This is a genomic window from Acidimicrobiia bacterium (genome assembly GCA_035948415.1).
GTDB lineage: Bacteria > Actinomycetota > Acidimicrobiia > IMCC26256 > PALSA-555 > PALSA-555.
Genome location: DASZJD010000094.1, coordinates 70,204 through 93,000, shown reverse-complemented (window position 1 = coordinate 93,000; position 22,797 = coordinate 70,204). Strand labels below are relative to the sequence as shown.

20 protein-coding genes and 4 tRNA genes are annotated in these 22,797 nt (G+C 71.6%); 10 read left to right on the top strand and 14 right to left on the bottom strand.

Annotation, left to right across the window (positions count from 1 at the left end; all coding sequences use genetic code 11):
• The first annotated feature begins 63 nt into the window (after window positions 1–63).
• From bioA to msrA, 4 genes are all read left to right on the top strand, one after another.
• Window positions 64–1,311, top strand: a complete 1,248-nt coding sequence (gene bioA, locus VG869_13045; GenBank protein HEV3452111.1) for an adenosylmethionine--8-amino-7-oxononanoate transaminase — start codon at window positions 64–66, stop codon at window positions 1,309–1,311.
• Window positions 1,312–1,433: 122 nt separating this feature from the next.
• Window positions 1,434–2,411, top strand: coding sequence for an 8-amino-7-oxononanoate synthase (locus VG869_13040; GenBank protein ID HEV3452110.1), 978 nt, complete (start codon window positions 1,434–1,436; stop codon window positions 2,409–2,411).
• The gene (locus VG869_13035) at window positions 2,408–3,064 is read left to right on the top strand and encodes a dethiobiotin synthase (protein ID HEV3452109.1); all 657 of its coding nucleotides are present in this window, start codon (window positions 2,408–2,410) and stop codon (window positions 3,062–3,064) included. The genes VG869_13040 and VG869_13035 overlap by 4 nt, the downstream gene beginning before the upstream one ends.
• A gap of 189 nt (window positions 3,065–3,253) precedes the next feature.
• The gene (gene msrA / locus VG869_13030) at window positions 3,254–3,904 is read left to right on the top strand and encodes a peptide-methionine (S)-S-oxide reductase MsrA (protein HEV3452108.1); all 651 of its coding nucleotides are present in this window, start codon (window positions 3,254–3,256) and stop codon (window positions 3,902–3,904) included.
• A gap of 48 nt (window positions 3,905–3,952) precedes the next feature.
• Here the strand turns inward: msrA and VG869_13025 are convergent.
• Window positions 3,953–4,025, bottom strand: a tRNA-Lys gene (locus VG869_13025).
• A 430-nt stretch (window positions 4,026–4,455) separates the two neighbouring features.
• Here VG869_13025 and VG869_13020 point away from each other — a divergent pair.
• The 4 genes from VG869_13020 (at window position 4,456) to VG869_13005 (ending at window position 5,688) form a co-directional block, all read left to right on the top strand.
• The gene (locus VG869_13020; GenBank protein HEV3452107.1) at window positions 4,456–5,319 is read left to right on the top strand and encodes a rhodanese-like domain-containing protein; all 864 of its coding nucleotides are present in this window, start codon (window positions 4,456–4,458) and stop codon (window positions 5,317–5,319) included.
• Window positions 5,320–5,408: 89 nt separating this feature from the next.
• Window positions 5,409–5,481: transfer RNA gene (locus VG869_13015), tRNA-Glu, on the top strand.
• A 28-nt stretch (window positions 5,482–5,509) separates the two neighbouring features.
• Window positions 5,510–5,584: transfer RNA gene (locus VG869_13010), tRNA-Asp, on the top strand.
• Between the two features lie 31 nt (window positions 5,585–5,615).
• Window positions 5,616–5,688 (top strand) — tRNA-Phe (locus tag VG869_13005).
• Window positions 5,689–5,717: 29 nt separating this feature from the next.
• On the opposite strand, the gene VG869_13000 is transcribed toward VG869_13005, so the two are convergent.
• The 4 genes from VG869_13000 to purL all read right to left on the bottom strand — a co-directional run bounded on the left by VG869_13000 (window position 5,718) and on the right by purL (window position 10,923).
• A complete protein-coding gene (locus VG869_13000) occupies window positions 5,718–5,939 on the bottom strand; it encodes a BldC family transcriptional regulator (protein ID HEV3452106.1) in 222 nt (73 codons plus the stop codon).
• A gap of 84 nt (window positions 5,940–6,023) precedes the next feature.
• Complete coding sequence (gene purM, locus VG869_12995) at window positions 6,024–7,085, bottom strand: phosphoribosylformylglycinamidine cyclo-ligase (protein ID HEV3452105.1); 1,062 nt, start codon at window positions 7,083–7,085, stop codon at window positions 6,024–6,026.
• On the bottom strand, window positions 7,082–8,587 hold the full coding sequence (purF, locus tag VG869_12990; GenBank protein ID HEV3452104.1) for an amidophosphoribosyltransferase: 1,506 nt from the start codon (window positions 8,585–8,587) through the stop codon (window positions 7,082–7,084). Before purF ends, purM begins: the two co-directional genes overlap by 4 nt.
• An 86-nt stretch (window positions 8,588–8,673) precedes the next feature.
• Window positions 8,674–10,923, bottom strand: coding sequence for a phosphoribosylformylglycinamidine synthase subunit PurL (purL, locus tag VG869_12985; protein HEV3452103.1), 2,250 nt, complete (start codon window positions 10,921–10,923; stop codon window positions 8,674–8,676).
• Window positions 10,924–11,003: 80 nt separating this feature from the next.
• Here purL and VG869_12980 point away from each other — a divergent pair, with 80 nt between their 5' ends.
• Window positions 11,004–11,408 (top strand): hypothetical protein, encoded by a 405-nt coding sequence (locus VG869_12980; GenBank protein ID HEV3452102.1) that lies wholly within the window; start codon window positions 11,004–11,006, stop codon window positions 11,406–11,408.
• A gap of 3 nt (window positions 11,409–11,411) precedes the next feature.
• On the opposite strand, the gene purQ is transcribed toward VG869_12980, so the two are convergent.
• The 7 genes from purQ to clpB all read right to left on the bottom strand — a co-directional run bounded on the left by purQ (window position 11,412) and on the right by clpB (window position 20,231).
• Window positions 11,412–12,095, bottom strand: a complete 684-nt coding sequence (purQ, locus tag VG869_12975; protein ID HEV3452101.1) for a phosphoribosylformylglycinamidine synthase subunit PurQ — start codon at window positions 12,093–12,095, stop codon at window positions 11,412–11,414.
• Window positions 12,096–12,097: 2 nt separating this feature from the next.
• Window positions 12,098–12,361: a phosphoribosylformylglycinamidine synthase subunit PurS gene (gene purS / locus VG869_12970; GenBank protein HEV3452100.1), complete on the bottom strand. Its 264-nt coding sequence runs from the start codon at window positions 12,359–12,361 to the stop codon at window positions 12,098–12,100.
• 53 nt (window positions 12,362–12,414) lie between these two features.
• Window positions 12,415–13,305 carry a phosphoribosylaminoimidazolesuccinocarboxamide synthase gene (locus VG869_12965; protein HEV3452099.1) on the bottom strand — a complete coding sequence of 297 codons (891 nt, stop codon included), beginning with the start codon at window positions 13,303–13,305 and terminating at the stop codon, window positions 12,415–12,417.
• Window positions 13,302–14,606, bottom strand: a complete 1,305-nt coding sequence (gene purB, locus VG869_12960; GenBank protein HEV3452098.1) for an adenylosuccinate lyase — start codon at window positions 14,604–14,606, stop codon at window positions 13,302–13,304. The genes VG869_12965 and purB overlap by 4 nt, the downstream gene beginning before the upstream one ends.
• Before the next feature lie 358 nt (window positions 14,607–14,964).
• The gene (purD, locus tag VG869_12955; protein HEV3452097.1) at window positions 14,965–16,245 is read right to left on the bottom strand and encodes a phosphoribosylamine--glycine ligase; all 1,281 of its coding nucleotides are present in this window, start codon (window positions 16,243–16,245) and stop codon (window positions 14,965–14,967) included.
• Window positions 16,242–17,534, bottom strand: coding sequence for an adenylosuccinate synthase (locus VG869_12950; GenBank protein ID HEV3452096.1), 1,293 nt, complete (start codon window positions 17,532–17,534; stop codon window positions 16,242–16,244). Before VG869_12950 ends, purD begins: the two co-directional genes overlap by 4 nt.
• Window positions 17,535–17,657: 123 nt before the next feature.
• On the bottom strand, window positions 17,658–20,231 hold the full coding sequence (clpB, locus tag VG869_12945; protein ID HEV3452095.1) for an ATP-dependent chaperone ClpB: 2,574 nt from the start codon (window positions 20,229–20,231) through the stop codon (window positions 17,658–17,660).
• Between the two features lie 122 nt (window positions 20,232–20,353).
• Here clpB and VG869_12940 point away from each other — a divergent pair, with 122 nt between their 5' ends.
• Entirely contained in the window at window positions 20,354–21,232 is an 879-nt protein-coding gene (locus tag VG869_12940; GenBank protein HEV3452094.1) for a hypothetical protein, read from the top strand.
• Between the two features lie 3 nt (window positions 21,233–21,235).
• Here VG869_12940 and VG869_12935 read toward each other — a convergent pair whose 3' ends face one another.
• Window positions 21,236–21,622, bottom strand: coding sequence for a MerR family transcriptional regulator (locus tag VG869_12935; GenBank protein HEV3452093.1), 387 nt, complete (start codon window positions 21,620–21,622; stop codon window positions 21,236–21,238).
• 8 nt (window positions 21,623–21,630) lie between these two features.
• On the bottom strand, window positions 21,631–22,797 hold the full coding sequence (gene dnaJ / locus VG869_12930; GenBank protein HEV3452092.1) for a molecular chaperone DnaJ: 1,167 nt from the start codon (window positions 22,795–22,797) through the stop codon (window positions 21,631–21,633).

The following is a 22,797-nucleotide window of genomic DNA, read 5'->3' as shown; positions in this document are numbered from 1 at the left end:
CATCATGGCACGGTGCGCGACGAGAGCCGAGTGGGAAGCTGGACGAAACGCGACGCTGCCGTCGTGTGGCATGGCTTCACGCAGATGTCCTGCTACAGCGAGGACTCGCCGGTGATCGTCGCCGGCGCCGAGGGACACGAGGTCATCGACGTCGACGGACGTCGCTACCTCGACGCCATCTCGTCGCTGTGGGTCAACACGATGGGGCATCGCGTCCCGGCCCTCGATGACGCCGTCCGTGACCAGCTCGATCGCGGCGCGCACTCCACCATGCTCGGCAACGGCAACACGGTGGTCGTCGAGCTGGCCGAGGCACTCGCGCCTCGCGTCCCGGTGGACGACCCACACTTCCTGTTTGCGTCGGACGGTGCCAGCGCAGTCGAGCAGGCACTGAAGATCGCGTTCCAGTACTGGTCGAACTGCGGCGTCGACGGCCGCACCGGTTTTCTCGCCTTCGGCGGCGCCTATCACGGCGACACCATCGGGGCACTCTCGGTCGGGGACCAGGCGTTCGGGTCGGCGCGGTTCGATCCGCTGCGGTTCCCTGTCCTGCGAGCGCCCGGCTTCGATGATCCCGGCTGCTTCGAGGTCGCGGCGCGCCTCATCGCGCTCCACGCCGAGGAGCTGGCCGCCGTCATCGTGGAGCCCCTCGTGCAGGGGGCGGCCGGGATGCGGGTCGCGGCACCCGCGGCGTTCGCGCCGCTGGCTCGCGCCTGCGCGGACTACGACGTGCTGCTGATCTGCGACGAGGTGGCCACCGGCTTCGGCCGTACCGGCACGCTGTTCGCGAGCGAGCAGTGCGAGCTGCGGCCTGACCTCCTCGCGCTCGGCAAGGGCCTCACCGGCGGGTATCTCCCCCAGTCGGCCACGGTTGCGAGCGGGCGCGTCTTCGACGCCTTCCTCGGTCCGGACCTGTCGGGGCGGACCCTCTACCACGGCCACTCGTACGGCGGGAACGCGCTGGCGTGCGCGGTGGCGCTGCGGCACCTCGAGCTCCTCGACGACGAGCTCCTGGCCCGCGTGCGGGCGCGCTCCGCCGAGCTGCGCGGGCGCCTCGTGGCGCGCATCGAGCCTCTGCCGGCCGTCGGCGAGGTGCGGCTGTGCGGCCTGATGGGCGGCGTCGAGCTGGCGCCGCCCACCGACGGGCTGCGCTGGGGCCGTCGGGTGTGCGCCGACGCGGTGGAGCACGGCGTCCTGCTGCGGCCGCTCGGCGACGTCGTCGTGCTCATGCCCCCGCTCACCGTCACGACGCCCGAGCTCGACCGTCTCGTCGCGACCTTGGAGCAATCCATCGCGCGGGTGTGCCGTTGAGCTGGGAGAGCTGGGCCGCACGTGAGGGGGCGACGGTCCGCGCCGCGGGACGGTGGCGCGCGCCGCGTGACCTCGACGCGACCGGTCCGGAAGGCAAGCTCGCCGGCGACGGACGACCCGTCGTGTCGTTCGCCTCCAACGACTATCTCGGGCTGACGCAGCACCCGGCGGTGGTCGCGGCGGCGCACACGGCGATCGATCGGTGGGGCACCGGAGCCGGCTCGGCACGCCTCATCGTTGGGTCGCGCCCGATCCACACCGAGCTCGAAGCGGCGATCGCCGACTGGAAGCACGCGGCCCGGGCGGTCCTGTTCCCGACCGGCTTCGCTGCCAACCTGGGCGTGCTGACGACCGTGGCGGGCTCGGGCACGCTGCTCTGCAGCGACGAGCTCAACCACGCGTCGATCGTGGACGGCTGTCGGCTCAGCCGCGCCAAGGTGGCGGTCTACCGCCACGGCGACGTCGACCAGCTCCGGTGGCTGCTTGCACGCGCCGAGGGTCGGCGGGCGGTGGTCGTGAGCGACACGGTCTTCTCGATGGACGGCGACGTGGCGCCCGTCACCGAGCTGGAGGACGCCTGCCGACGGTCCGGGGCGCTGCTGGTCCTCGACGAGGCCCACGCGGTCCTCGGTCCGGAGCCCGACCTCGTCGGCGTCGACGCTCTCCGGGTCGGCACGCTGTCGAAGACGCTGGGCAGCCTCGGCGGGTTCGTCGCCGGGCCGGTGGCGCTCACCGAGCTCATCGTGAACCGGGCCCGGTCGTACGTGTTCACGACGGCGTCCACGCCCGCCGACGCCGCCGCGTCGCTCGCGGCCCTCGGCGTGGTGCGGTCCGCCGAGGGCGCCGCCCTCCGTCAGGCGTTGCGCGCCCACGTCGATCGGGTCCGGCCGGGCCACCCCTCACCGATCGTCCCCGTGATCCTCGGCAGCGAGGAACGGACCCTGGCCGCGGCGGCGACGTTGCTCGAGCGCGGCCTGCTCGTCCCCGCCATCCGTCCCCCGACGGTGCCGCCGGGCAGCTCGCGCCTGCGGGTCACCCTGTCCGCCGCGCACGCCCCGGCGCACGTCGACGCGCTCGTCGACGCGCTCGCCGTGCTGTGACGCGGCCGACCCAGCTCGTCGTCGTCACCGGCACCGGCACCTCGGTCGGCAAGACCTGGGTCGGCGCCCGGGTGCTCGCTCGCCTCCGCACCCTCGGGCAGCGAGTCGCAGCCCGGAAGCCCGTGCAGTCCTTCGAACCGGACGCCGGCCCGACCGACGCCGACCTCCTCGCCGACGCCACCGGGGAGTACCCGGACCAGGTCTGCGCGTCGCAGCGCTGGTACGAGCTGGCGCTGGCGCCGCCGATGGCCGCCGCCGCGCTGGGACGACCGCCGATCGCCCTCGCCGACCTCGTCGCCGAGGTCTCCTGGCCGGCCGCGGTCGACGTCGGCCTCGTCGAGGGGGTCGGCGGGCCCCGCAGCCCCCTCGCCGCCGACGGTGACACCGTCGACCTGGTGCGGCTCCTGCGTCCCGACGTCGTCGCGCTCGTCGCGGAGTCCGGGCTCGGCGCCATCAACGCGGTCCGGCTCGCGGCGGCGCCGTTCCTCGGCCTCACCCGGGTCGTCGTGGTCCTGAACCGGTTCGAACCCGACGTGTCGCTGCACACGGCCAACCGGCAGTGGCTGGCCGGCGGCGGCCTCGACGTCGTCGTGGGCCCCGCCGGCCTCGCCGAGCGGCTCGGGTCGGCGACCGACCCGCTCCTGCCCCGTTGACCGAGGCGACGCCCGGGCGGTCGGTTCGGGGGAGTCAGCCGACCGCGCCGCGGGCGCCGCGCTGGTCCTCCGAGTGTGCCCCCCTCGGGTTGCCTCGCTGCTACGGGAACGTGAACGCCGGGCGACGCGGACGGGAAAACGCGTGCGGTCGGCCGTAACGTCGGGTGATCAGCGAGGACGGAGGTAGCGATGATCTTCCGAGCTCAGAGCCGACTGGTGACCCCGGACCAGGCTCTGCCGGGGCGCAACGAGCCGATGGTGGTCCCCGAGCGTCACTTCGTGCTGGGAACCCCGCTCCGGCCGCCGTTCCCCGCGGGCACGGTCCGGGCCGTGTTCGCGATGGGCTGCTTCTGGGGCGCGGAGCGCGACTTCTGGACCCTTCCCGGCGTATACACGACCGCGGTCGGATACACCGGTGGGTTCACACCGAACCCGACGTACGAGGAGGTGTGCTCCGGCCGCACGGGCCACGCCGAGGCGGTCCTCGTCGTGTTCGACCCGGCCGAGCGCCCGTACGACGAGGTGCTGCGCACGTTCTGGGAGCACCACGATCCGACCCAGGGGATGCGCCAGGGCAACGACGTCGGCACCCAGTACCGCTCCGCGATCTACTACGAGGACGACGCGCAGCGCGGCGCCGCGGAGGCGTCGCGGGACCGCTACCAGGCCGCGCTGCGCGAGGCTGGGCACGGCACGATCACCACGGAGATCGCGGCGGCGAGCGAGTTCTTCTACGCCGAGGACTACCACCAGCAGTACCTGGCCAAGAACCCGCTCGGATACTGCGGAATCGGCGGAACCGGGGTCAGCTGTCCGACCGGCCTCGGCTCAGCCGGCTGACCCGCAGGCGGACCGGGGCGGCTCGTGGCGCGCTCGCGCCAGGCCGGGTGGGCCGCCAGGGTCTCGAACCCTGAACCACCGGGTTAAAAGCCCGTTGCTCTGCCAGTTGAGCTAGCGACCCGCTGGACCTGACGACGCTCGAGGCGGGGTCCGAAGCCCGCTCCGCTCGTTGGCGGTCAGCGTACTGACCCGCTCCAGGCGTGGCCCGGACGACGCTCCGGTCGGGCCTCCCTCGCCCGCCGCGGCGCCCCGGGCGGCCGAAACGTGATCGAGCCGATCGGGTTTCGGCTACCGTCCGGGACCGTGCCGACCGTCCCGTGCCGACGGTCCGTGGGGGCACCGACACCACGCAAGCGACGGCGACGCCGGGGACTGCCAAAACGCGCCGTGCCCAGCCCCCCGGATCGCCGTGCCGCGCCTCCGCGCTCCGACGGCGGCTCGTCCCCTTCGCTCCCGAACGTGGTGGTCCAGGACGGTCTTGGGTCGGCTGGCTGGCGCGGGCGCCGGCACCGCGCCGTCCGTCCCTCGCCGCCCGAGGCTCCCGTCCCGGCATGAGCGGCCGGCGGCGCGACGCGCCGAAGGACCTGCGTGCCCTCGCCACCGAGGTGGCTGCGGCCTTCGAGCGCTCGGAGGCTCGGGTTCGACACGATCCGCACCGCCGCTGGTACGAACAGGTCGTCGCCACGGCGCGCTACGACGCCTGGGTCATCGGCTGGACTCCAGGTCAGGCGATCCCCGCCCACGACCACGGCGTCTCGGCCGGTGCCCTTGCCGTGACCGACGGGGAGCTGGTCGAGACTCGTTGGCCCTCCGCGTCGGGGCGTCCGGTCTCGCGAGCGATCACGGCCGGAGACCGCCCCCACGCCGTGGCGGCCGACCGGCGGCACGCCCTCGCCAACCTCGGGCACCGCTCCGCCACCAGCGTCCACGTGTACTCGCCCCCGCTCGCGTCCGTGCGCTGGGTCGAGGGCCCCGACGGCGAGCCGACGGGCGGCCGAGCCCCGCGCTCACGGTCTCACGACCGCTCGACCGAGACCGTCTTGGGCGAGGCGCGGGCCCGGCTTCGCCGCCTCGGACCTGCCGAAGCGTGGCACGCGGTCGGGGCTGGCGCGCTGGTCGTCGACATCCGGCCCGAGGCCAGCCGGAGGGCCGAGGGCGAGATTCCCGGCGCCGTCGCCGTCGAGCGCACCGTGCTCGAGTGGCGCCTCGACCCGGCGAGCCCCGACCGGTTGGCTGCGATCACGGGCTACGGCCACCACGTCATCCTCGTGTGCAACGAGGGCTACTCGTCGAGTCTCGCCGCGGCCGCGCTGCAAGACATCGGATTGGCCCGAGCCACTGACTTGGTCGGCGGCTTCCGCGCGTGGAAGGAGGCGGGACTCCCCGTCGAGCCGCCACGCGGGAGCCGAACGTAGGGACCGTCGGTGCATGCGCCGCCGCGCCGCGATCCCAGCCGGTGTCGCAGAGGCCGCTGCTAGAGTTCGCACGCTTCCCGAGGAGTCGAGCCCCCATCGTCTAGTGGCCCAGGACGCCGCCCTTTCAAGGCGGTAACGGGGATTCGAATTCCCCTGGGGGCACCGGGCGGCAGGGGCCCGCCACCACCCTGGTCCTGTGGTGCAGTTTGGAGTGCACGCCGCCCTGTCAAGGCGGAGGCCGCGGGTTCAAATCCCGTCAGGACCGCTGGCGACGCCGCCGGTTGCGGCGTCGCCGCGGCCGGGTAGCTCAGTTGGCAGAGCACGCGCCTGAAAAGCGCGGGGTCGCCGGATCGACGCCGGCCCCGGCCACTACGAGGGGCGAGAACCCCGATCAAGCCTCAGTTGCCGGTGGGCTCGCCGCCCTCGGCGAGGATGCGCGTGATCTCGCTCTTCCGGAACCGGCGATGGCCGCCGAGGGTGCGAATCGCCGAGATCTTGCCCGAGCGGGCCCATCGGGTGACCGTTTTGGGGTTGACCCGGAACATGGCCGCCACCTCGGAGGGGGTGAGCAGCTCTTCCTCATCGGCCTGTTTGCCGTGGGTGTCGGGCCTGGGTTCCATCTGCACGCCGCTCTGCTCGTCATCGACCGACCGGCGGACGCCGCCCCGATCTGTGCCGAATTGCCCCGGACCCGCCCGCGGAGACTACCCCGAACGGTCCGAAAACATGACACGACCGCGCCCGTCTCGAATCTCGCCGACGAGCCAGGCTTGGTGACCGGTGCCACGGAGCGTGTCCACGGCGCGACGACCAGCGTCAGGGCCCACGACGGCGAGCATGCCGAGCCCCAGGTTGAATACGTGCTCCATCTCGTCGCTGTCGACCCCGCCGGCCTCCTGGATCACCGAGAAGATGCGCGGCTGGTCCCAGGTCCCCCGCACGATCACCGCGTCGCACCCGGACGGGAGCACGCGGGCAAGGTTGGCGGGGATGCCGCCGCCCGTGACGTGGCAGAGCGCGTGCACGTCGACGCGGCGGCGAAGCTCGAGCGCCGCGGGCGCGTAGATGACGCTCGGGCGCAGCAGCTCGGCGCCGAGGGAGTGGCGAGCCCCGGGCCAGGCCGGGCGATCGAGGGAGAGCCCGGCTCGGAGGACCGCCTCCCGGGCCAGCGAGTAGCCGTTGCACCGCAGGCCGGGGCTGGCGAGGCCGACGACGCGGTCACCCGGCGCGACGCGAGCGGGGAGCAGACCGGCCCGCTCCACGATCCCGACCGCGAAGCCGACGAGGTCGAACTCGCCGGGCTCGAGGATGCCTGGGTGCTCCGAGATCTCACCGCCGAGGAGCGCGCAACCCGCCTGTCGGCAGCCGCGGGCGACGCCGGCGACGAGGTCCTCGATCTGCTCGGGCACGAGCTGGCCGACGGACACGTAATCGAGGAAGAAGAGGGGCTCGGCGCCGTGGGCGGCGACGTCGTCGACCGACATGGCGACGCAGTCGATGCCGATGGTGTCGTACCGCTCCAGCCGTCGGGCCAGGGCCGACTTCGTCCCCACCCCGTCCGTCGAGGAGACGAGCAGCGGGTCCTTGTAGGGCAGCCTTCCGACGTCGAAGAGGCCACCGAAGCCCCCGACGTCGCCGAGGACGCCGGGACGGAAGGTCGACCGCACGTGGTCCTTGATGAGCTCGACCGCCGTCTCGCCGGCCGCGATGTCAACGCCGGCGGCGGCGTAGGTGAGGTGGTCGGCGCGGGTGCGACGGCCCCTCACGCCGGCGGCGGGCTGTCGACCGGCAGCGACGGCTCCTCGTCGGGCCCCCACCCGGTCTCGAGGACGTGCTTGGTGTCGGCGACGGTCGGCCGCACCGGCACCGGATAGTGGCCAGAGAGACAAGCGGTGCAGAACGCGTCCGCCGGAGCGCCCGTGGCTCGGGTCAGGCGATCGAGCTCGAGATAGGCCAGCGAGTCGACCTTGAGGTAGTCGGCGACCTCCCCCACGGAGAGATCGGCGGCGAGCAGCTCGGAGCGGCGGCCGGTGTCCATCCCGTAGTGGCACGGCCACTTGTAGGGCGGTGACGAAACTCGGAAATGCACCTCGGCGGCGCCGGCCTCGCGGAGCATCGCGACGACCTGGCGGGTGGTGGTGCCCCGCACGATCGAGTCGTCCACCACGACGAGGCGCTTCCCGTCGATCGCCTCGGGAAGCGGGTTGAGCTTCAGGCGCACGCCGCCGCTGCGCTGCAGCGGGCTCGGCTCGATGAACGTGCGGCCCACGTAGCGGTTCTTGACCAGGCCGTCCCCGTACGGGATCCCCGATGCGTGGGCGTAGCCCTGCGCGGCCGGGATGCCGGACTCCGGGATCGGCATGACCATGTCGGCCTCGACCGGCGCCTGGCGGGCCAGCTCCTCGCCCATCCGCCGACGTGCCGCGTGCACGCCGTGGCCGTAGAGATAGGTGTCGGGGCGCGCGAAGTAGACGAACTCGAACAGGCACAGGTGGGGGGTCGGGTCGGCGAACCGGTGCTCGCGTACGCCCGACGCGTCGATGACCACCATCTCCCCGGGCTCGATCTCGCGCACGACGTGGGCGCCGACGATGTCCAGCGCCGCGGTCTCGCTGGCGACGACCCAGCCGCCCTCGACCCGCCCGAGGACGAGGGGCCAGAAGCCGTGGCGGTCACGCACGGCGATGAGGTGGGCCTCGTCCATGAGGACGAGCGAGAACCCGCCGTCGAGGCGGGGCAGCACGCGCTCGAGCGCGAGCTCGAGGTCGCGACCGTCGGAGCGGAGGTGGGCCGGGTACTCCCCTGCGATGAGTTCGGCGATGAGGGCCGAGTCGGTCGTCGAGTCGACGTCGGCGGCCGGGGCGGTCATACCGGGGAGCATGCCGAGTCCCGTGGCGAGGGTGGCGGTGTTCGTGAGGTTGCCGTTGTGTCCGAGCGCGAAGCCGGCGTCACCGACCGACCGGTACACGGGCTGGGCGTTGCGCCAGGTGCTCGACCCGGTGGTCGAGTATCGGTTGTGCCCGATGGCGAGGTGCCCGTCCAACGGCGCCAGCCGGCGCTCGTCGAACACCTGTGTGACGAGACCCATGTCCTTCACGACCGTGATGGTCTCGCCGTCGCTCACTGCGATGCCGGCTGACTCCTGGCCGCGGTGTTGGAGCGCGTACAGGCCGAGGTAGGTGAGGTGCGACACCGTCTGCCCGGGCGCATAGACGCCGAAGACGCCGCAGGCGTGGTTGAGACCGGGAGCCGGAGGCCGGGTGTCCATTCTCGGCCAAGTATCCCACGGGGTCGCTGACGGCCTCCGCGTCGTCGGCGGCGGGTCCTGGCGGCGGGAGCCGGCGAACCTCACCGTCAGCTCGCGTCCAGGAGCCGCGGTAGCGCGCCGCGCCAGGCGTCAGCCGCGGTGTCGAGGGGCAGGTCGAAGGCTCCGTCGACGATCACCCGGTCGCCGCCGGTCCGGCCGAGCACCGCGGCCGGCACCCCGCCCGCGTCGGCGCGGCCGAGCACCGCGCTCAGCTGCTCCGAGTCGACGGTCACGACGACACGCGACGCGGACTCGGAGAAGCACCAGATGGCGGGAGTGAGCCCGCCGGGCGGAGCGACCACGACCCCGCACCCACCGGCGATCGCCATCTCGGCGAGCGCGACCGCGACACCGCCGTCGGCACAGTCGTGGGCGGCGCGCACCAGACGCTCCGCGACGAGCCCCCGGACGAGCTCGTGCAGCTGGCGGGCGGCGCCGAGGTCGGCGCCCGGCGGGCGCCCGCCGTCCAGCTCGTGCCGTGTCGCCCACTCCGACCCTCCGAGCTCGGCCGCGGTCACGCCGAGGAGCACCACCTCCTGGTCCGGACCGAGGGCGAGCGTGGGCGGGACCGTCTCCAGCTCGTCGAGCACGCCGATGACGCCGACCACGGGCGTGGGGTCGATGTCCGCTCCTCGCGACGCGTTGTAGAAGCTCACGTTGCCGCCGATGACGGGGAGCCCCAGCGCCTCGCACGCCTCAGCCATGCCCTCCACCGTCTCGGCGAACTGCCACATCACCGTCGGGTGCTCCGGGCTCCCGAAGTTCAGGCAGTTCACGACGGCGCGGGGACGGGCTCCGACGCACGCCACGTTGCGCGCCCCCTCCAAGACGACGAGCCGTCCGCCGGTCCGAGGATCGAGGAGGCAGAACCGGGCCTTGCCGTCCGTCGCCAACGCAAGGGCACGACCGGTCCGAGGCAGGCGCAGGACCGTCGCGTCGGCGCCCGGCCCCACCACGGTGTTCAGAAACAGCTGGTGGTCGTACTGCCGCCAGACCCAGGCCTTGTCGGCGATCGTCGGGGTCGACAACAACGCGAGGAGCTCAGGACCCAAGTCGACGCCGGCCGGATACTTGCGCTCCAGCGTCGGCGCGGGGTCGGCGGCCGCGGTGAGCGCCTGGCCGTCGGGAGGCCCAGCAGCCGGGCGCGTGTACACGGGCCCGTCACCCAGGCTGACGGCCGGAACGTCGGCGAGGACGTCCGGTGCCGCCCCGTCGACGGCCGGCGGCGCGTCGAACGCGCCGTCGAAGACGCGGAACCGTTCCCCGGCGGTCACGACGCCCACCACTGCAGCCCGAAGGTCCCAGCGCTCGCAGATGGCGAGCACGGCATCAAGCTGATCAGGCTCGACGACGGCGAGCATCCGCTCCTGGCTCTCAGACGTCATGACCTCGACGGGCGTCATGTGCAGCTCCCGCCGTGGCACCCGTGCGACGTCCACGTCCATCCCGAGCCCGCTGTTGGCCACGATCTCCGACGCGGCGCAGGACAGTCCACCGGCGCCCAGGTCCTGAACCCCGACCGCGAGCCCCGCCTCGAGCAACGTCAGGCAGGCCTCGATGAGCCGCTTCTCCTCGAACGGGTCACCGACCTGTACGGCGGGGCGCTTCGTCGTGGTCTCCTCCTCGAAAGCCGCCGACGCCAGGACGCTGGCGCCACCGATGCCGTCCCGCCCGGTCGATGCGCCGAGCAACACCGCGAGATTGCCGGCTGCCCCGGCGCGCGACCGCACCAGGTGCTCCCGGGACGTGACCCCCACACAGAGCACGTTGACGAGCGGGTTGTCGCGGTAGCAGTCATCGACGACGATCTCGCCGCCGACCGTCGGGACCCCGACCGAGTTGCCGTAGCCACTGATCCCGGCCACCACCTGCTCCAGCACGTAGCGACATCGCGGGTCGTCGAGGGGGCCGAACCGCAGCGGGTCCATCAGGGCGATCGGGCGCGCCCCCATTGAGAAGATGTCGCGGATGATGCCGCCGACCCCGGTGGCGGCTCCCTGGTACGGCTCGACCGCCGACGGGTGGTTGTGGCTCTCGATGCGAACCGCGACGGCCAGCCCGTCGCCCACGTCGAGGACGCCGGCGCCCTCGCCGGGCCCGACGAGGACCCAGGGGGCGTCGGTCGGGAACCGTCGCAGGTGCACCTTCGACGACTTATAGGAGCAGTGCTCCGACCAGAGCACGCCGTACATGGCGAGCTCGAGGTCCGTCGGCTCGCGTCCGAGGAGCCCAGAGATCGCCGCCAGCTCGTCGTCGGTGAGGCCGAGCGCCCGGTGCAACGGCTCGGTGCTCACCACCAGCCGAGCCTACCGGCGGTTCGATTTGCCCAAATGCCAGATGCCAGAATTAGGAAATACGATGGGATCGAGGTCACCAAATGGCACCGAAGCAGATGACAGCGGCGCACAAGGAGGCGATGGCCGAGGGGCGCGCCGAGGGCCGGGTGGTGAAGGCCTATCTCGACGCGCTGCAGGACCGCCAGCCCAAGCGGGGGCGTCCGCGCACCACCGACTCGATCCGCAAGCGCCTCACGGCCCTCGAGCCGGAGCTGCGGGCCGCGACGTCCCTGCAGCGCCTGCAGCTGCTCCAAGAGCGCCGCGATCTCGGGGCCGAACTCGAGGCCAAGACTGGACCCGACGCGGACCTGCCGACGCTCGAAGCCGAGTTCGCCAGGGTGGCGAAGGCCTACGGACAGCGCAAGGGGATCGCGTACGCGACTTGGCGCGAGATGGGGGTGTCCGCTGAGGTCCTCGGTCGGGCGGGGATCACCCGCGGCGGCTGACCCTCACGCCGCCACCGAGCGGTCTGCTGCCGCCGCGAGGAACGACTCGAGGAGGACCACGCCGTCGGCGGAGCCGAGCAGGGCGTCCGAAGCCCGCTCGGGGTGGGGCATGAGTCCGACGACGTTGCCGGTCTCGTTGGCGACGCCGGCAATGTCGTCGACGCTGCCGTTGGGGTTGTCGACGTAGCGCAGCACGACCCGTTCCTCAGCGCGGAGCTCATCGAGCGTGCCCTGGTCGCACGTGTAGGCACCCTCGAAATGGTTGATCGGCAGCTGCAGCACGGCTCCCAGTGGTGCCCGTCGGGTCAGCGCCGATCGCGTGCCCGTGACGCGGCACGCGACGGTCTGACACAAGAACCTGAGCCCAGCGTTCTTCCGGAGCGCGCCCGGCAGCAGTGCCGCCTCCGTGAGCACTTGGAACCCGTTGCAGATGCCGACGACCGGGCCGCCGCTCGCAGCGTGCTCGCTCACCGCGGTCATGACGGGCGAGAAGCGGGCCAGCGCGCCGGTTCGCAGGTAGTCGCCGTGCGCGAAGCCACCGGGGATCACCACTGCGTCAGCCCCCCGCAGGGTGGTCTCGGTGTGGAACACCAGCTCGGGGACGCCGCCCCGGCCCTCGACGGCGGTGGCCACGTCGAGCTCACAGTTCGTCCCGGGAAACACGACGATCGCGACCCGCGCCCCCACGATCAGCCTGCCGGCAGGAGGTCAGCGAGCTCGACGTCGTAGGCCTCGATCACGGGGTTCACGAGCAGACGCTCGCACATCGCCTCGACCTGGCGGCGGGCCCCGTCCCGGTCGGCAGCCTCGACGACAAGGCGGATGCACTTGCCGATCCGGACGTCGCTGACGTTGTGGTAGCCCAGGGCGGGGAGCGCCCGCTCGACCGTGGCTCCTTGGGGATCCAGAACGCCAGGGAGGTGCGTCACCTCGATGCGGGCCTCGTAGCGCACGAATCGACTCTACCGGCCGGCTCGGCCGGTCCCGATGGATGTCGCCCCGTCCCTCACGGGCGCGGCGCGTGCCACGCCGCGAAGCGGAGGCCGGTGAGCCGCTCGTACGCCTCGATGTATCGATCGCGGGTCCCGACGATCACCGAGTGGGGCAGCTCGGGTGCAGGCGGCGTGTGGTCCCACCCGATGCTGGCGTAGTAGTCACGGACGTACTGCTTGTCGAAGGACGGTGGTGACGTGCCAACCGCGTACTGCTCTGCGTCCCAGTAGCGCGAGGAGTCTGGCGTCAGGAGCTCGTCGATCACCACGAGCTCGTCGCCGACGCATCCGAATTCGAGCTTGGTGTCGGCGAGGAGCAGGCCACGGGCCTCGGCATGCCGGGCAGCGAATCGGTAGAGCGCCAAGGTCGTGTCGCGGCACCGCTCGAAGGTCGTCTCGCCGACTCGCGTCGCCGCCTCTGCGTCGGTGAGCGCCTCGTCGTGACCCGCTCCGGGCTCAGCCTTCGTCGTCGACGTGAACAGCGGTTCGGCGAGGCACTCGGCTCGACGAAGACCCGACGGGAGCCGGTGCCCACCGACCGTGCCCCTCTCGTCGTACTCCTCGAACGCCGAGCCGAACAGGTACCCGCGGGCGATGCATTCGAGGCGTACCGGCTGCGCCGCGCGGACGAGCATCGCCCGACCCGCTGCCTCGACCCCGGCGCCGGCCGGAAACTGATTCGGGTCCGCGGAGAGAAAGTGGTTCGCGGCCAGCCCCGCCGTCCGCGTGAACCAGAACGTCGAGAGGGCGGTGAGGGCGCGCCCTTTGTCCGGGATTTCGTCACCGAGCACCACGTCGAACACCGAGATGCGATTGGAGGCGACGATCAAGATCTGGTCGGAAGCTACAGCGTAGAGATCACGGACCTTGCCCGTGTATCGGTGCGGGAGGGCGACCCCAGTCACAGGCCGCCCGGCTCGTCGAGGGCGTCGACGGCACGCGTCGCGTGCTCAAGCACCGACGTGAGGTCGAAGCACGCTGCGAGCCGGTCGCCGAGCGTCGCGACGACCTCGTCGTCGTCGCGCAGGACTTCGAGCAACGGGCGGCCCTGCTCCCACGACTGAACGGCGGCTCGTTGGACGACCCGATAGGCGTCGTCTCGGGTCCAACCCGCATCGACGAGCGCGAGCAGGACGCCTTGGCTGAAGACCAGCCCGTGCGACGACTCCAGGTTGGCCCGCATCCGAAGCGGGTACACGTCGAGGCCCTGCACGATCTCCCGGAGTCGAACGGCGACGTAATAGGCGAGCTGCAACGAGTCGGGAAGCACGATCCGCTCCACGGACGATTGGGAGATATCCCGCTCGTCCCAGAGGGCGACGTCCTCGAGCCCGGCCACGACGTTCACCCGCAGCACGCGAGCCAGGCCGCAGAGCTGCTCGCTCTTCACTGGGTTGCGCTTGTGCGGCATCGCGCTCGAGCCCTTTTGGGCGCCGGTCCGGAACGGCTCGGCCACCTCGCCGACCTCAGTGCGCTGGAGCAGCCTGATCTGGAGCGCGCAGGCCTCGACGGTCGCGCCCAGGGAGGCACAGGCATAGAGCAGCTCGGCGTGGCGGTCCCTCGCGATCACTTGGGTTGCGGGCACGGCGCGGAGGCCGAGTCGCTCGCAGACGAAGGCCTCGACCTCCGGATCGACGTGCGAGTAGGTGCCGACCGGACCCGAGAGCTTCCCGACTGCGATCCCGGCTCGGGCACGCTCGACACGATGGCCGTCGCGTCGCAGCGCCAGGGCCCACAGCGCCAGCTTGGCGCCAAAGGTCGTGGGCTCGGCGTGGATGCCGTGCGTTCGACCCACCATCGGGACGGTGCGGAACTCGCGGGCCCGATCGGCGACGACCGCCTGCAGCGCGTCCACGGCCTCGAGCAAGAGGTCACAGGCTCGGACGAGCGTGACCGACAGGGCCGTGTCGACGACGTCGCTCGAGGTCAGCCCGTGATGGATCCACCGAGCGGCAGGGCCCCCGACGCTTGCCTGAACCACGTCGACGAACGCCGCGGTGTCGTGGTCGGTGATGAGCTCCCGAGCCTCGATCGCGGCGACCTCGAATCCTGCGCGCTCGCGAATCGCCACTGCGTCCTCGGCGGGGACGACACCCAACTTCGCCCAGGCCTCGACCGCCAAGACCTCGACCTCCAGCCACGTGGCGTAGCGCTCCTCGTCCGTGAACAGACGGGCCATCGGCTCGAGCGCGTAACGGGCAATCAAGGCCGGCTTCCTCCTGGTCGACACTGTAGGAGCCAGGGCTGCGCCCACGGGTCTTCGCGACCGGCGGCGCTGGCGTGAGGGCTGAGCCACCGGGAGGGGCGCCCGTGAGCGGCAACGGGCTGTCGAATGTCGGCACATGCGCCAAGCACTGGGCGGAACGCGCCGTCGGCCGTTGCGAGGACTGCGGGGAGACCTGGTGCGCCGACTGCCTGGTGCCTCCGACGACGAAACGCCAACCGGTGCGATGCGTCGAGTGCGCGCTCGTCGCGGCAGGAATCCGAACCCGAGGACGGCGCTCGTCGGCGATGAACATGAACCGTGGGGTGCGTCGACCGACAACCTTCTTCTAGGGAATGCGTCACGCGGCTGCGGCAATGTCGTGGCGGTACTGCACGCCCGACCACGTGATCGCGGCCGCGGCGTCGTAGGCGCGCCGGCGAGCCTCGGAGATCGTTGGCCCTACCGCGGTGACGTCGAGGACTCGCCCGCCGGCGGTGACGAGCGTCCCGTCCGGGTCCCGTGCCGTTCCCGCGTGGAACACCATCACATCAGGTCGAGCCTCAGCCGCTTCGACGCCGGTGATGACGCGTCCGGTTCGGGGTGCGTTGGGATACCCCTCGCTCGCCATCACGACCGTCACGCACGCGTGGTCCCGGAAACGGACCGGTGGGACCGCCGCGCCGCGAGCCGCAGCGTCGCAGAGGTCACCGAGGTCCGTCTCGAGGCGCGGCAAGACGACTTGACACTCGGGGTCGCCGAACCGCACGTTGTACTCGACGACCTTCGGACCGTCGATCGTGAGCATGAGCCCCGCGTACAGCACACCGCGGTAGGTCGCGCCCCCCGCCGCGAGGGCGTGGAGCGTCGGCCGCACGGCCAGAGCCATGACCTGCTCCACGAGCTCGGGCCCGGCCGCCGGGACCGGCGAGAACGCCCCCATCCCGCCGGTATTCGACCCGGTGTCGCCGTCGCCGATCCGCTTGAAGTCCTGAGCGGGCTCGAGCGGCGCCGCGGCGTTGGGATCGCCGTTGCACACCACGAGCAAGGACAGCTCGGGTCCGCGGAGCCCCTCCTCGATCACGACGGTCCGACCGGCGTCGCCGAACGCCTCCCCGCTCAGGTAGCGGCGCACCGCCGCCCGCGCTTCGTCCTGCGAATCGGTGACGAGGACCCCCTTTCCGGCGGCGAGACCGTCGGTCTTGATGACGTACAGACCGTCGAGGGTCTCGAGGAAGGTCAACGCTTCCTCCTGCTGGTCGGCGCGAAACGATGCGTGCTCAGCGGTCGGGACTCCGGCGCCGGTCAGTACCTCCTTCATCCACGCCTTCGAGCCCTCAAGGCGGGCCGCCGCCGCGCCCGGGCCGAACACCGGCCGGCCGCTGGCCGCTACGGCATCGGCGACACCGGCCACGAGCGGTTCCTCGGGACCGACGACCACGAGGTCCGCCGCCAGGTCGTGGGCGAGTCGCGCGACCGCGGCCGGGTCTTTGGGGTCGACGGCGACGCAGCGGCCGATCGCCTCGATGCCGGGGTTGCCGGGCGCGGCCACGACCTCGCCGACGGACGGGCTGCGAGCCAGGGCCCACGCCAGGGCGTGCTCGCGGCCGCCGCCGCCGACGACGAGGACCCGTCGGCTCACGCGGCCCGCGGCAGGACGACGGTCTGGTCGCGGCTCGGGCCGACCGACACGAACGTCACCGGGACGCCGGCCACCTGCTCGACGAACGCCACGTAGTCGCGTGCGGCGGCGGGGAGATCGCTGATGCGAGCCGCACGCTCGATCGGCTCGCCCCAGCCCGGCAGCGTCTCATAGATCGGCCGCACCTTGTGCAACACCGACTGGTGGTACGGCACGTGCTCGTAGCGGGCGCCGTCCTCGCCCTCGTACGCGACGCAGACCTTCAGCTCGTCGAGCGTGGACAGCACGTCGAGCTTCGTCACGGCGAGCTCGCTGCAGCTGTTGAGCGCCACCGCATGGCGGAGCATGACGGTGTCGAGCCAGCCCGGCCGTCGGCGCCGGCCGGTGTTCGTGCCGTACTCGGCCCCGCCGTCGACGAGCAGATCGCCGATTCGGTCCCCATCGGGAAGCTCGGTCGGGAACGGGCCGCTGCCCACCCGAGTGACGTACGCCTTGACGACGCCGATCACACGGTCGATCGCCCGCGGCCCGACGCCGGCACCAGTGCACACTCCACCCGCCACCGGGTTCGAGGAGGTGACGAACGGGTAGGTGCCGTGGTCGAGATCCAGGAACGTCGCTTGGGCGCCCTCGAAGAGGACTCGCTGCCCGAGCTCGAGCGCCTCGTGGAGCAGGTGGACGGTGTCAGCGATGTGCGGCTCGAGCCTGGGGACCATATCCAGGTACCGGCTACAGATGTCCTCGGCGTCGAGCGGCAGCCGGTTGTAGACCTTGGCCAGGACGCCGTTCTTCTCTCGCAGGGCAAGATCGAGCTTCTCCCGGAAGATCTTCGGGTCCAAGAGGTCCTGCACCCGCAGCCCGACGCGGAGCGCCTTGTCTGCGTAAGCAGGGCCGATGCCGCGTTTCGTCGTCCCGAGGCGGTTCTTGCCGAGGAAACGCTCGGTCACCCGGTCCAGCTCTTGGTGGTAGGGCATGATCAGGTGGGCGTTCCCGGAGATGCGAACGCGGCTGGTGTCGATCCCCTTGTGCTCGAGCATGTCGAGCTCCTCGAGGAGGACGGCGGGATCGATCACGACGCCGTTGCCGATCACCGGGGTGACGTGCTCGTAGAGCACGCCGCTCGGGACGAGCTGGAGCGCGAAGACCTCACCGTCGACGACCAGGGTGTGGCCCGCGTTGTGCCCACCCTGGTAGCGGACGACGAGCGAGCTCTCCTTGGCGAGATAGTCAGTCCAGCGGCCCTTGCCCTCGTCGCCCCACTGGGTCCCGACGATCACCGTGCCCGGCACGCGGACCTCCGAGTGGGGACGGCACGCGCCTGCGCGTCAGCAGTCACGTTGACGGCATCGTAGTCGCCGCCGGACGCCACGGCTTCGGGAATGTCTAGAACCATCGGCGACGTCTCGCCGCGTCTACGCAGAGACGGGCGTTCGCCGGCTGAACACCAGCTGACCGTCGCTGGTCGCGTCCACGACCACCACATCCCCCTCGTGGTACTCACCGCGGAGGAGGGCGAGCGCGATGGGGTCTGCGACCTCGCGCTGGAGCACCCGCTTCAGGGGGCGGGCGCCGAAGTCCGGGTCGTACCCGAGCTTCGCGATCCGCGTCAGGGCGGCTGCGCTGAGCTCGAGCCCGAGCCCGCGCTCGGCCAGCCGGTCCCGCAGCTGCGCAACCTGCAGCTCCACGATCTGCTCGATGTGCCGCTCGTCGAGCCGGTGGAAGACCACGATCTCGTCGATGCGGTTCAGGAACTCGGGCTTGAAGTGGGTACGAACGGCTGCCATCACGACCTGCTCGTCGGCGCCGCTCCCCAGGTTGCTGGTCATGATCAGGACCGTGTTCGTGAAATCCACGGTCCTCCCTTGCCCGTCGGTGAGACGACCGTCGTCTAGCAGCTGAAGCAGGACGTTGAAAACGTCCGGGTGGGCCTTCTCGATCTCATCGAGCAGCACGACCGCGTACGGCCGACGACGGATCGCCTCGGTGAGCTGTCCACCCTCGTCGTAGCCGACGTACCCGGGCGGCGCACCGACCAGGCGCGAGACGGTGTGCTTCTCCTGATACTCCGACATGTCGATCCGCACGATCGCCCGCTCATCGTCGAACAGGAAGTCGGCGAGCGTCCGCGCAAGCTCCGTCTTGCCCACCCCCGTCGGGCCGAGGAAGAGAAACGATCCGATCGGACGGTGCGGGTCCGAGAGTCCGGCGCGGGAGCGACGAATCGCGTTCGCCACCGCGGTCACAGCCTCGTCCTGGCCGATCACCCGGGCGTGCAGGACGTCCTCCATGCGGACGAGCTTCGCCATCTCGCCCTCCATGAGCCTGCTCACCGGGATGCCCGTCCACTTCGAGACGATCTCCGCGATGTCCTCCTCGTCGACCTCCTCCTTGAGCATCTGCTGATCGCGTTGGAGCTCGTTGAGACGCTCGGTCTTCGCGGCGATCTCGCGCTCGAGGTCGCGCATCGTCCCGTACCGGAGCGCGGCCGCCTGCTCGAGGTTGCCCTCGCGCTCGGCCTTCTCGGCATCGGTGCGGGCCGTCTCGAGCCGCTCCTTCAGCTCGCGGATCTCGGTGATGGCGTCCTTCTCGTTCTGCCAATGCGCGACCATCGCGTCGCGCTCCTCGGCGAGCTCAGCGAGCTCGGCCTCGATCGCCTCGAGTCGGCCCTTCGACGATTCGTCCGTCTCCTTGGCGAGCGCCGCCTTCTCGATCTCGAGCTGGCGGATTCGTCGCTCGACCACGTCGACCTCGAACGGCATCGAGTCGATCTCGATCCGCAGACGTGACGCTGCCTCGTCCACGAGGTCGATCGCCTTGTCCGGGAGCTGGCGTCCGGTGATGTAGCGGTCCGAGAGGACGGCGGCCGCAACGAGCGCGGCGTCCTGGATCCGCACACCGTGGTGCACCTCGTAGCGCTCCTTGAGGCCTCGGAGGATGGCGATGGTGTCCTCGACCGAAGGCTCGCCGACAAAGACCTGCTGGAACCGCCGCTCGAGCGCTGCGTCCTTCTCGATGTACTTGCGATACTCGTCGAGGGTCGTGGCACCGATCATGCGCAGCTCGCCGCGGGCCAGCATCGGCTTGATCATGTTGCCGGCGTCCACGGCGCCCTCAGCGGCGCCGGCACCGACGATCGTGTGCAACTCGTCGACGAACGTGATGACCTCGCCGCCGCTGTCGGAGATCTCCTTCAGGACCGCCTTGAGCCGGTCCTCGAACTCGCCGCGGTACTTCGAGCCGGCGACCATGGCGCCGATATCGAGGGCGATGAGTCGCTTGTCGCGCAGGCCCTCGGGAACGTCGCCCTCGACGATCCGCCGAGCGAGCCCCTCGACGATCGCCGTCTTGCCGACGCCGGGCTCCCCGATGAGCACCGGGTTGTTCTTGGTGCGACGGGAGAGCACCTGGATCACGCGGCGGATCTCCTCGTCACGGCCGATGACGGGGTCGAGGCGGCCTCGGCGGGCCTCCTCGGTGAGGTCGCGGCCGTAGCGCTCGAGGGCCTGATACTGGTCTTCGGGGTTCTCGCTCGTCACTCGGTGCGAGCCGCGGACGGCCTTCAGCGCGTCGAGCACGGCTTCTTTCGTCACATTCAGGGAACGCAGAAGGTCACCGACGCCGCCCGCCACCTCCGTCATCGCGAGCAGCACGTGCTCGGTCGACAGGTAGTCGTCACCCAGGTCCTGGCGGGCCGAGTCCGCGGCCTCGAGGACGCGGTAGGCCTCGGGCGCGAGCTGAGCCTGCTGGGCCGCGCCGTACACCTGGGGGCGCCGGGTCAGCGCCTCGTCCACGCGGTCCCGCACGGCCTTGGGGGAGACGCCCATCCGCTCGAGGACCGGCAGCACCACGCTCTCGGGCTGGCCGAGCAGCGCCGCGAGCAGGTGCTCGGGCGCGACCTGGGCGTGGTTCCGCTCACGAGCCAGTGACTGGGCGCTCTGGAGCGCCTCGCCGGTCTTGCGCGTGAACTTGTTCGGGTCCAATGGCATCAGGCCGTCCACCTCCCAAGCGTGCGCCGGAAGTTGATAACGCCTGCATCAAGTCTGTATTCCGCCAATCTCGGCGCCTCCTGTGCGACCATCGAGCGGTCGTCGCCCACAGCCTGGCCTGGATGGACGTGCCCGACCCCACCCTGCCGGGACCCTCCTGGCATCGTGACCCGCTCCTCGTGGAGTCGCGGCTGCGGTGGTGGGCCGGCGACCACTGGACCGCGTGGGTGACCGACTCTCCCCTGGCGGAGCCGGGGATCGCCTGGCGGCCCGAGTTGAGCGAGCTGCCCGCACCGATCCAGTGGGGCCGCTCGGCCCTCCGGATCGCCGAAGCGCCGCCGTTGAGCATCCGGGCGCTCCCCGAGCTCGAGGCGCGCGCGGCTCCGCCCGAAGCGGCACCGGCACCGCCGGCGGTGCCGACCGCAGCCGCTCCTCGCCCGCGTCGCCGCCGGCATCTGGTGCTCGTGGCCGCCGTGCTCCCGCTGCTGATCGCGGGCGCCGCCGGCGCGGCGCTGCTCACGCCGAGCCCGCCGCGCCCAGTCCTGGCCGAGGTGACGCCATACCGAGACGCCAGCGCCCGATTCTCCCTCTTCTATCCCCGCTCGTGGCGCACCAACAGCGTGATCGCCGGCCAGGGAGTGAGCTTCCTGGTCGCTCCGACGCGGGCGCCCGCCGACCAGCTCGCGACGGTGTCCCTGATCATCGGCGCCGCCCGAGGCCCGCGGCCCAGCTCCGCGGAGCTTCAGCAAACCGCGACGAACGATCTCCGCCCGCAGTATCCCGGGATCCGCCTCACCAGCAGCACCGACATCACGCTGGCCGGCAGCCCGGCGACGCTGCTCACGTTCGACGCCGGTGCCCTGCCCATCACGACGATCGAGCAGCTCATCGGACGAACGACCGACGGCCGCACGCTCACCGTGACCATCACGGTTCACGACCCGCGCCACGCCCCGGCCCAGAGCGACCTGCACGATTTCCTGGCCTCGATCACCGCGTAGGGGTCACCGCCGCACCGGGACGACGGCCCGCTTGACCGGCACGAGGGCGCGGCGGTACTGCCGGTGCACGGCCTCGATCCGCTCGCGCAGCTCACCACGCAGGTCCTCCACATCGGCCTCCAACTCGCCGATCCGGTCTCGTGCGTCCTCGAGCTCGTTTTCGAGGTCCAAGATCTTGCGTACGCCGGCCAGGCTGACCCCCTCGTTCGTGAGGTCCTGGATGCGCCGAAGCAGGGTGATGTCGCGATCCGAGTAGCGACGGCTGCCACCTTCGGTCCGGCGCGGCTCGATCAGGCCCTTGCGCTCGTAGATGCGCAGTGTCTGGGCATGCACCCCGGCGAGCTCAGCTGCCACCGAGATGATGTAGAGCGCTCGATCTCGCTCTTCCATTGCTCCTCCTACACCCCGAGCTTCTCGCGCGGGTTCCCGGGCAGCCGCTCGGCGAGGGCGGCCACCGCGGCGCGTTGGTCGTCGTCGAGTTCGGTCGGCACCACGACGTCGAACGTCACCAGCAGGTCCCCAGGCTCGCCCTTCGCGGGCTGGATCCCGCGTCCACGGACGCGGACGGTCTTGCCGCTCTGGGTGCCGGCTGGCACCTTGACGGTCACCGGGCCATCGAGCGTCGGCACTTTGACCTGGCTGCCGAGCGCCGCCTCGGCGAAGGTCACCGGCACCTTGACCGTGAGATTCGTCTTGCCCCGACGGCCGAAGATCGCGTGGGGCCCCACGCGCACCACGACATAGAGATCGCCGGGCGGGCCGCCGTTGCGGCCGGCACCGCCGCGCCCCTTGACGCGGATCCGTTGGCCGTCGGCGACCCCGGCGGGAATGCGCACCTTCACGTCTCGCCGGCGCCGCTCGACGCCGGTCCCGCGGCACTTCTTGCATCGATGCTCGATCACCTCGCCCCGTCCCCCACAGGTCGGGCAGACCTGCGAGAACGAGAACGGCCCCTGATCGACGGCCACCGCGCCGGTCCCGCCACAGGTCGGGCAGGGCTGCGGGAAGGTGCCGGGCTCGGCCCCGCTCCCGCCGCAGACCGGGCACGGGGCGTCCGACGTCACACCGACCGTCGTGGTGACACCGTGCACGGCATCGACGAACTCCAGGTGCAGCTCGGCCTCGAGATCGGCCCCCCGGACAGGCCCGGTGGCGCCGCGCCCCCCGCGGCGACGACCGCCGCTGCGGGTGCCGAACAGGTTCCCGAGCAGATCGCCGAGGCCACCGCCGTCGTCGAAGTGGAAGGTCGCGCCGTCGAAGCCGGGGGCGAAGCCGTTGAACCCGCCCGAGCCGCCGGGCCCGAAGCCCCCCGGACCGACCCCCGAGGCGACCATCTCACGGACCTGGTCGTACTCACGGCGCTTCTCCGAGTCGCCCAGCACGTCGTGGGCGGCCGAGACCTCCTTGAACCGCTCCTCGGCCGCGGTGTCCCCCGCGTTCGCGTCGGGGTGGTTCGCCTTGGCCAGGCGTCGGTAGGCGCGCTGGATCTCGCGGTCGCTCGCGCCAGGCTCGACGCCGAGGACCGCGTAGTAGTCCTTCTCGAACCACTCGCGCTGCGGTGCCAT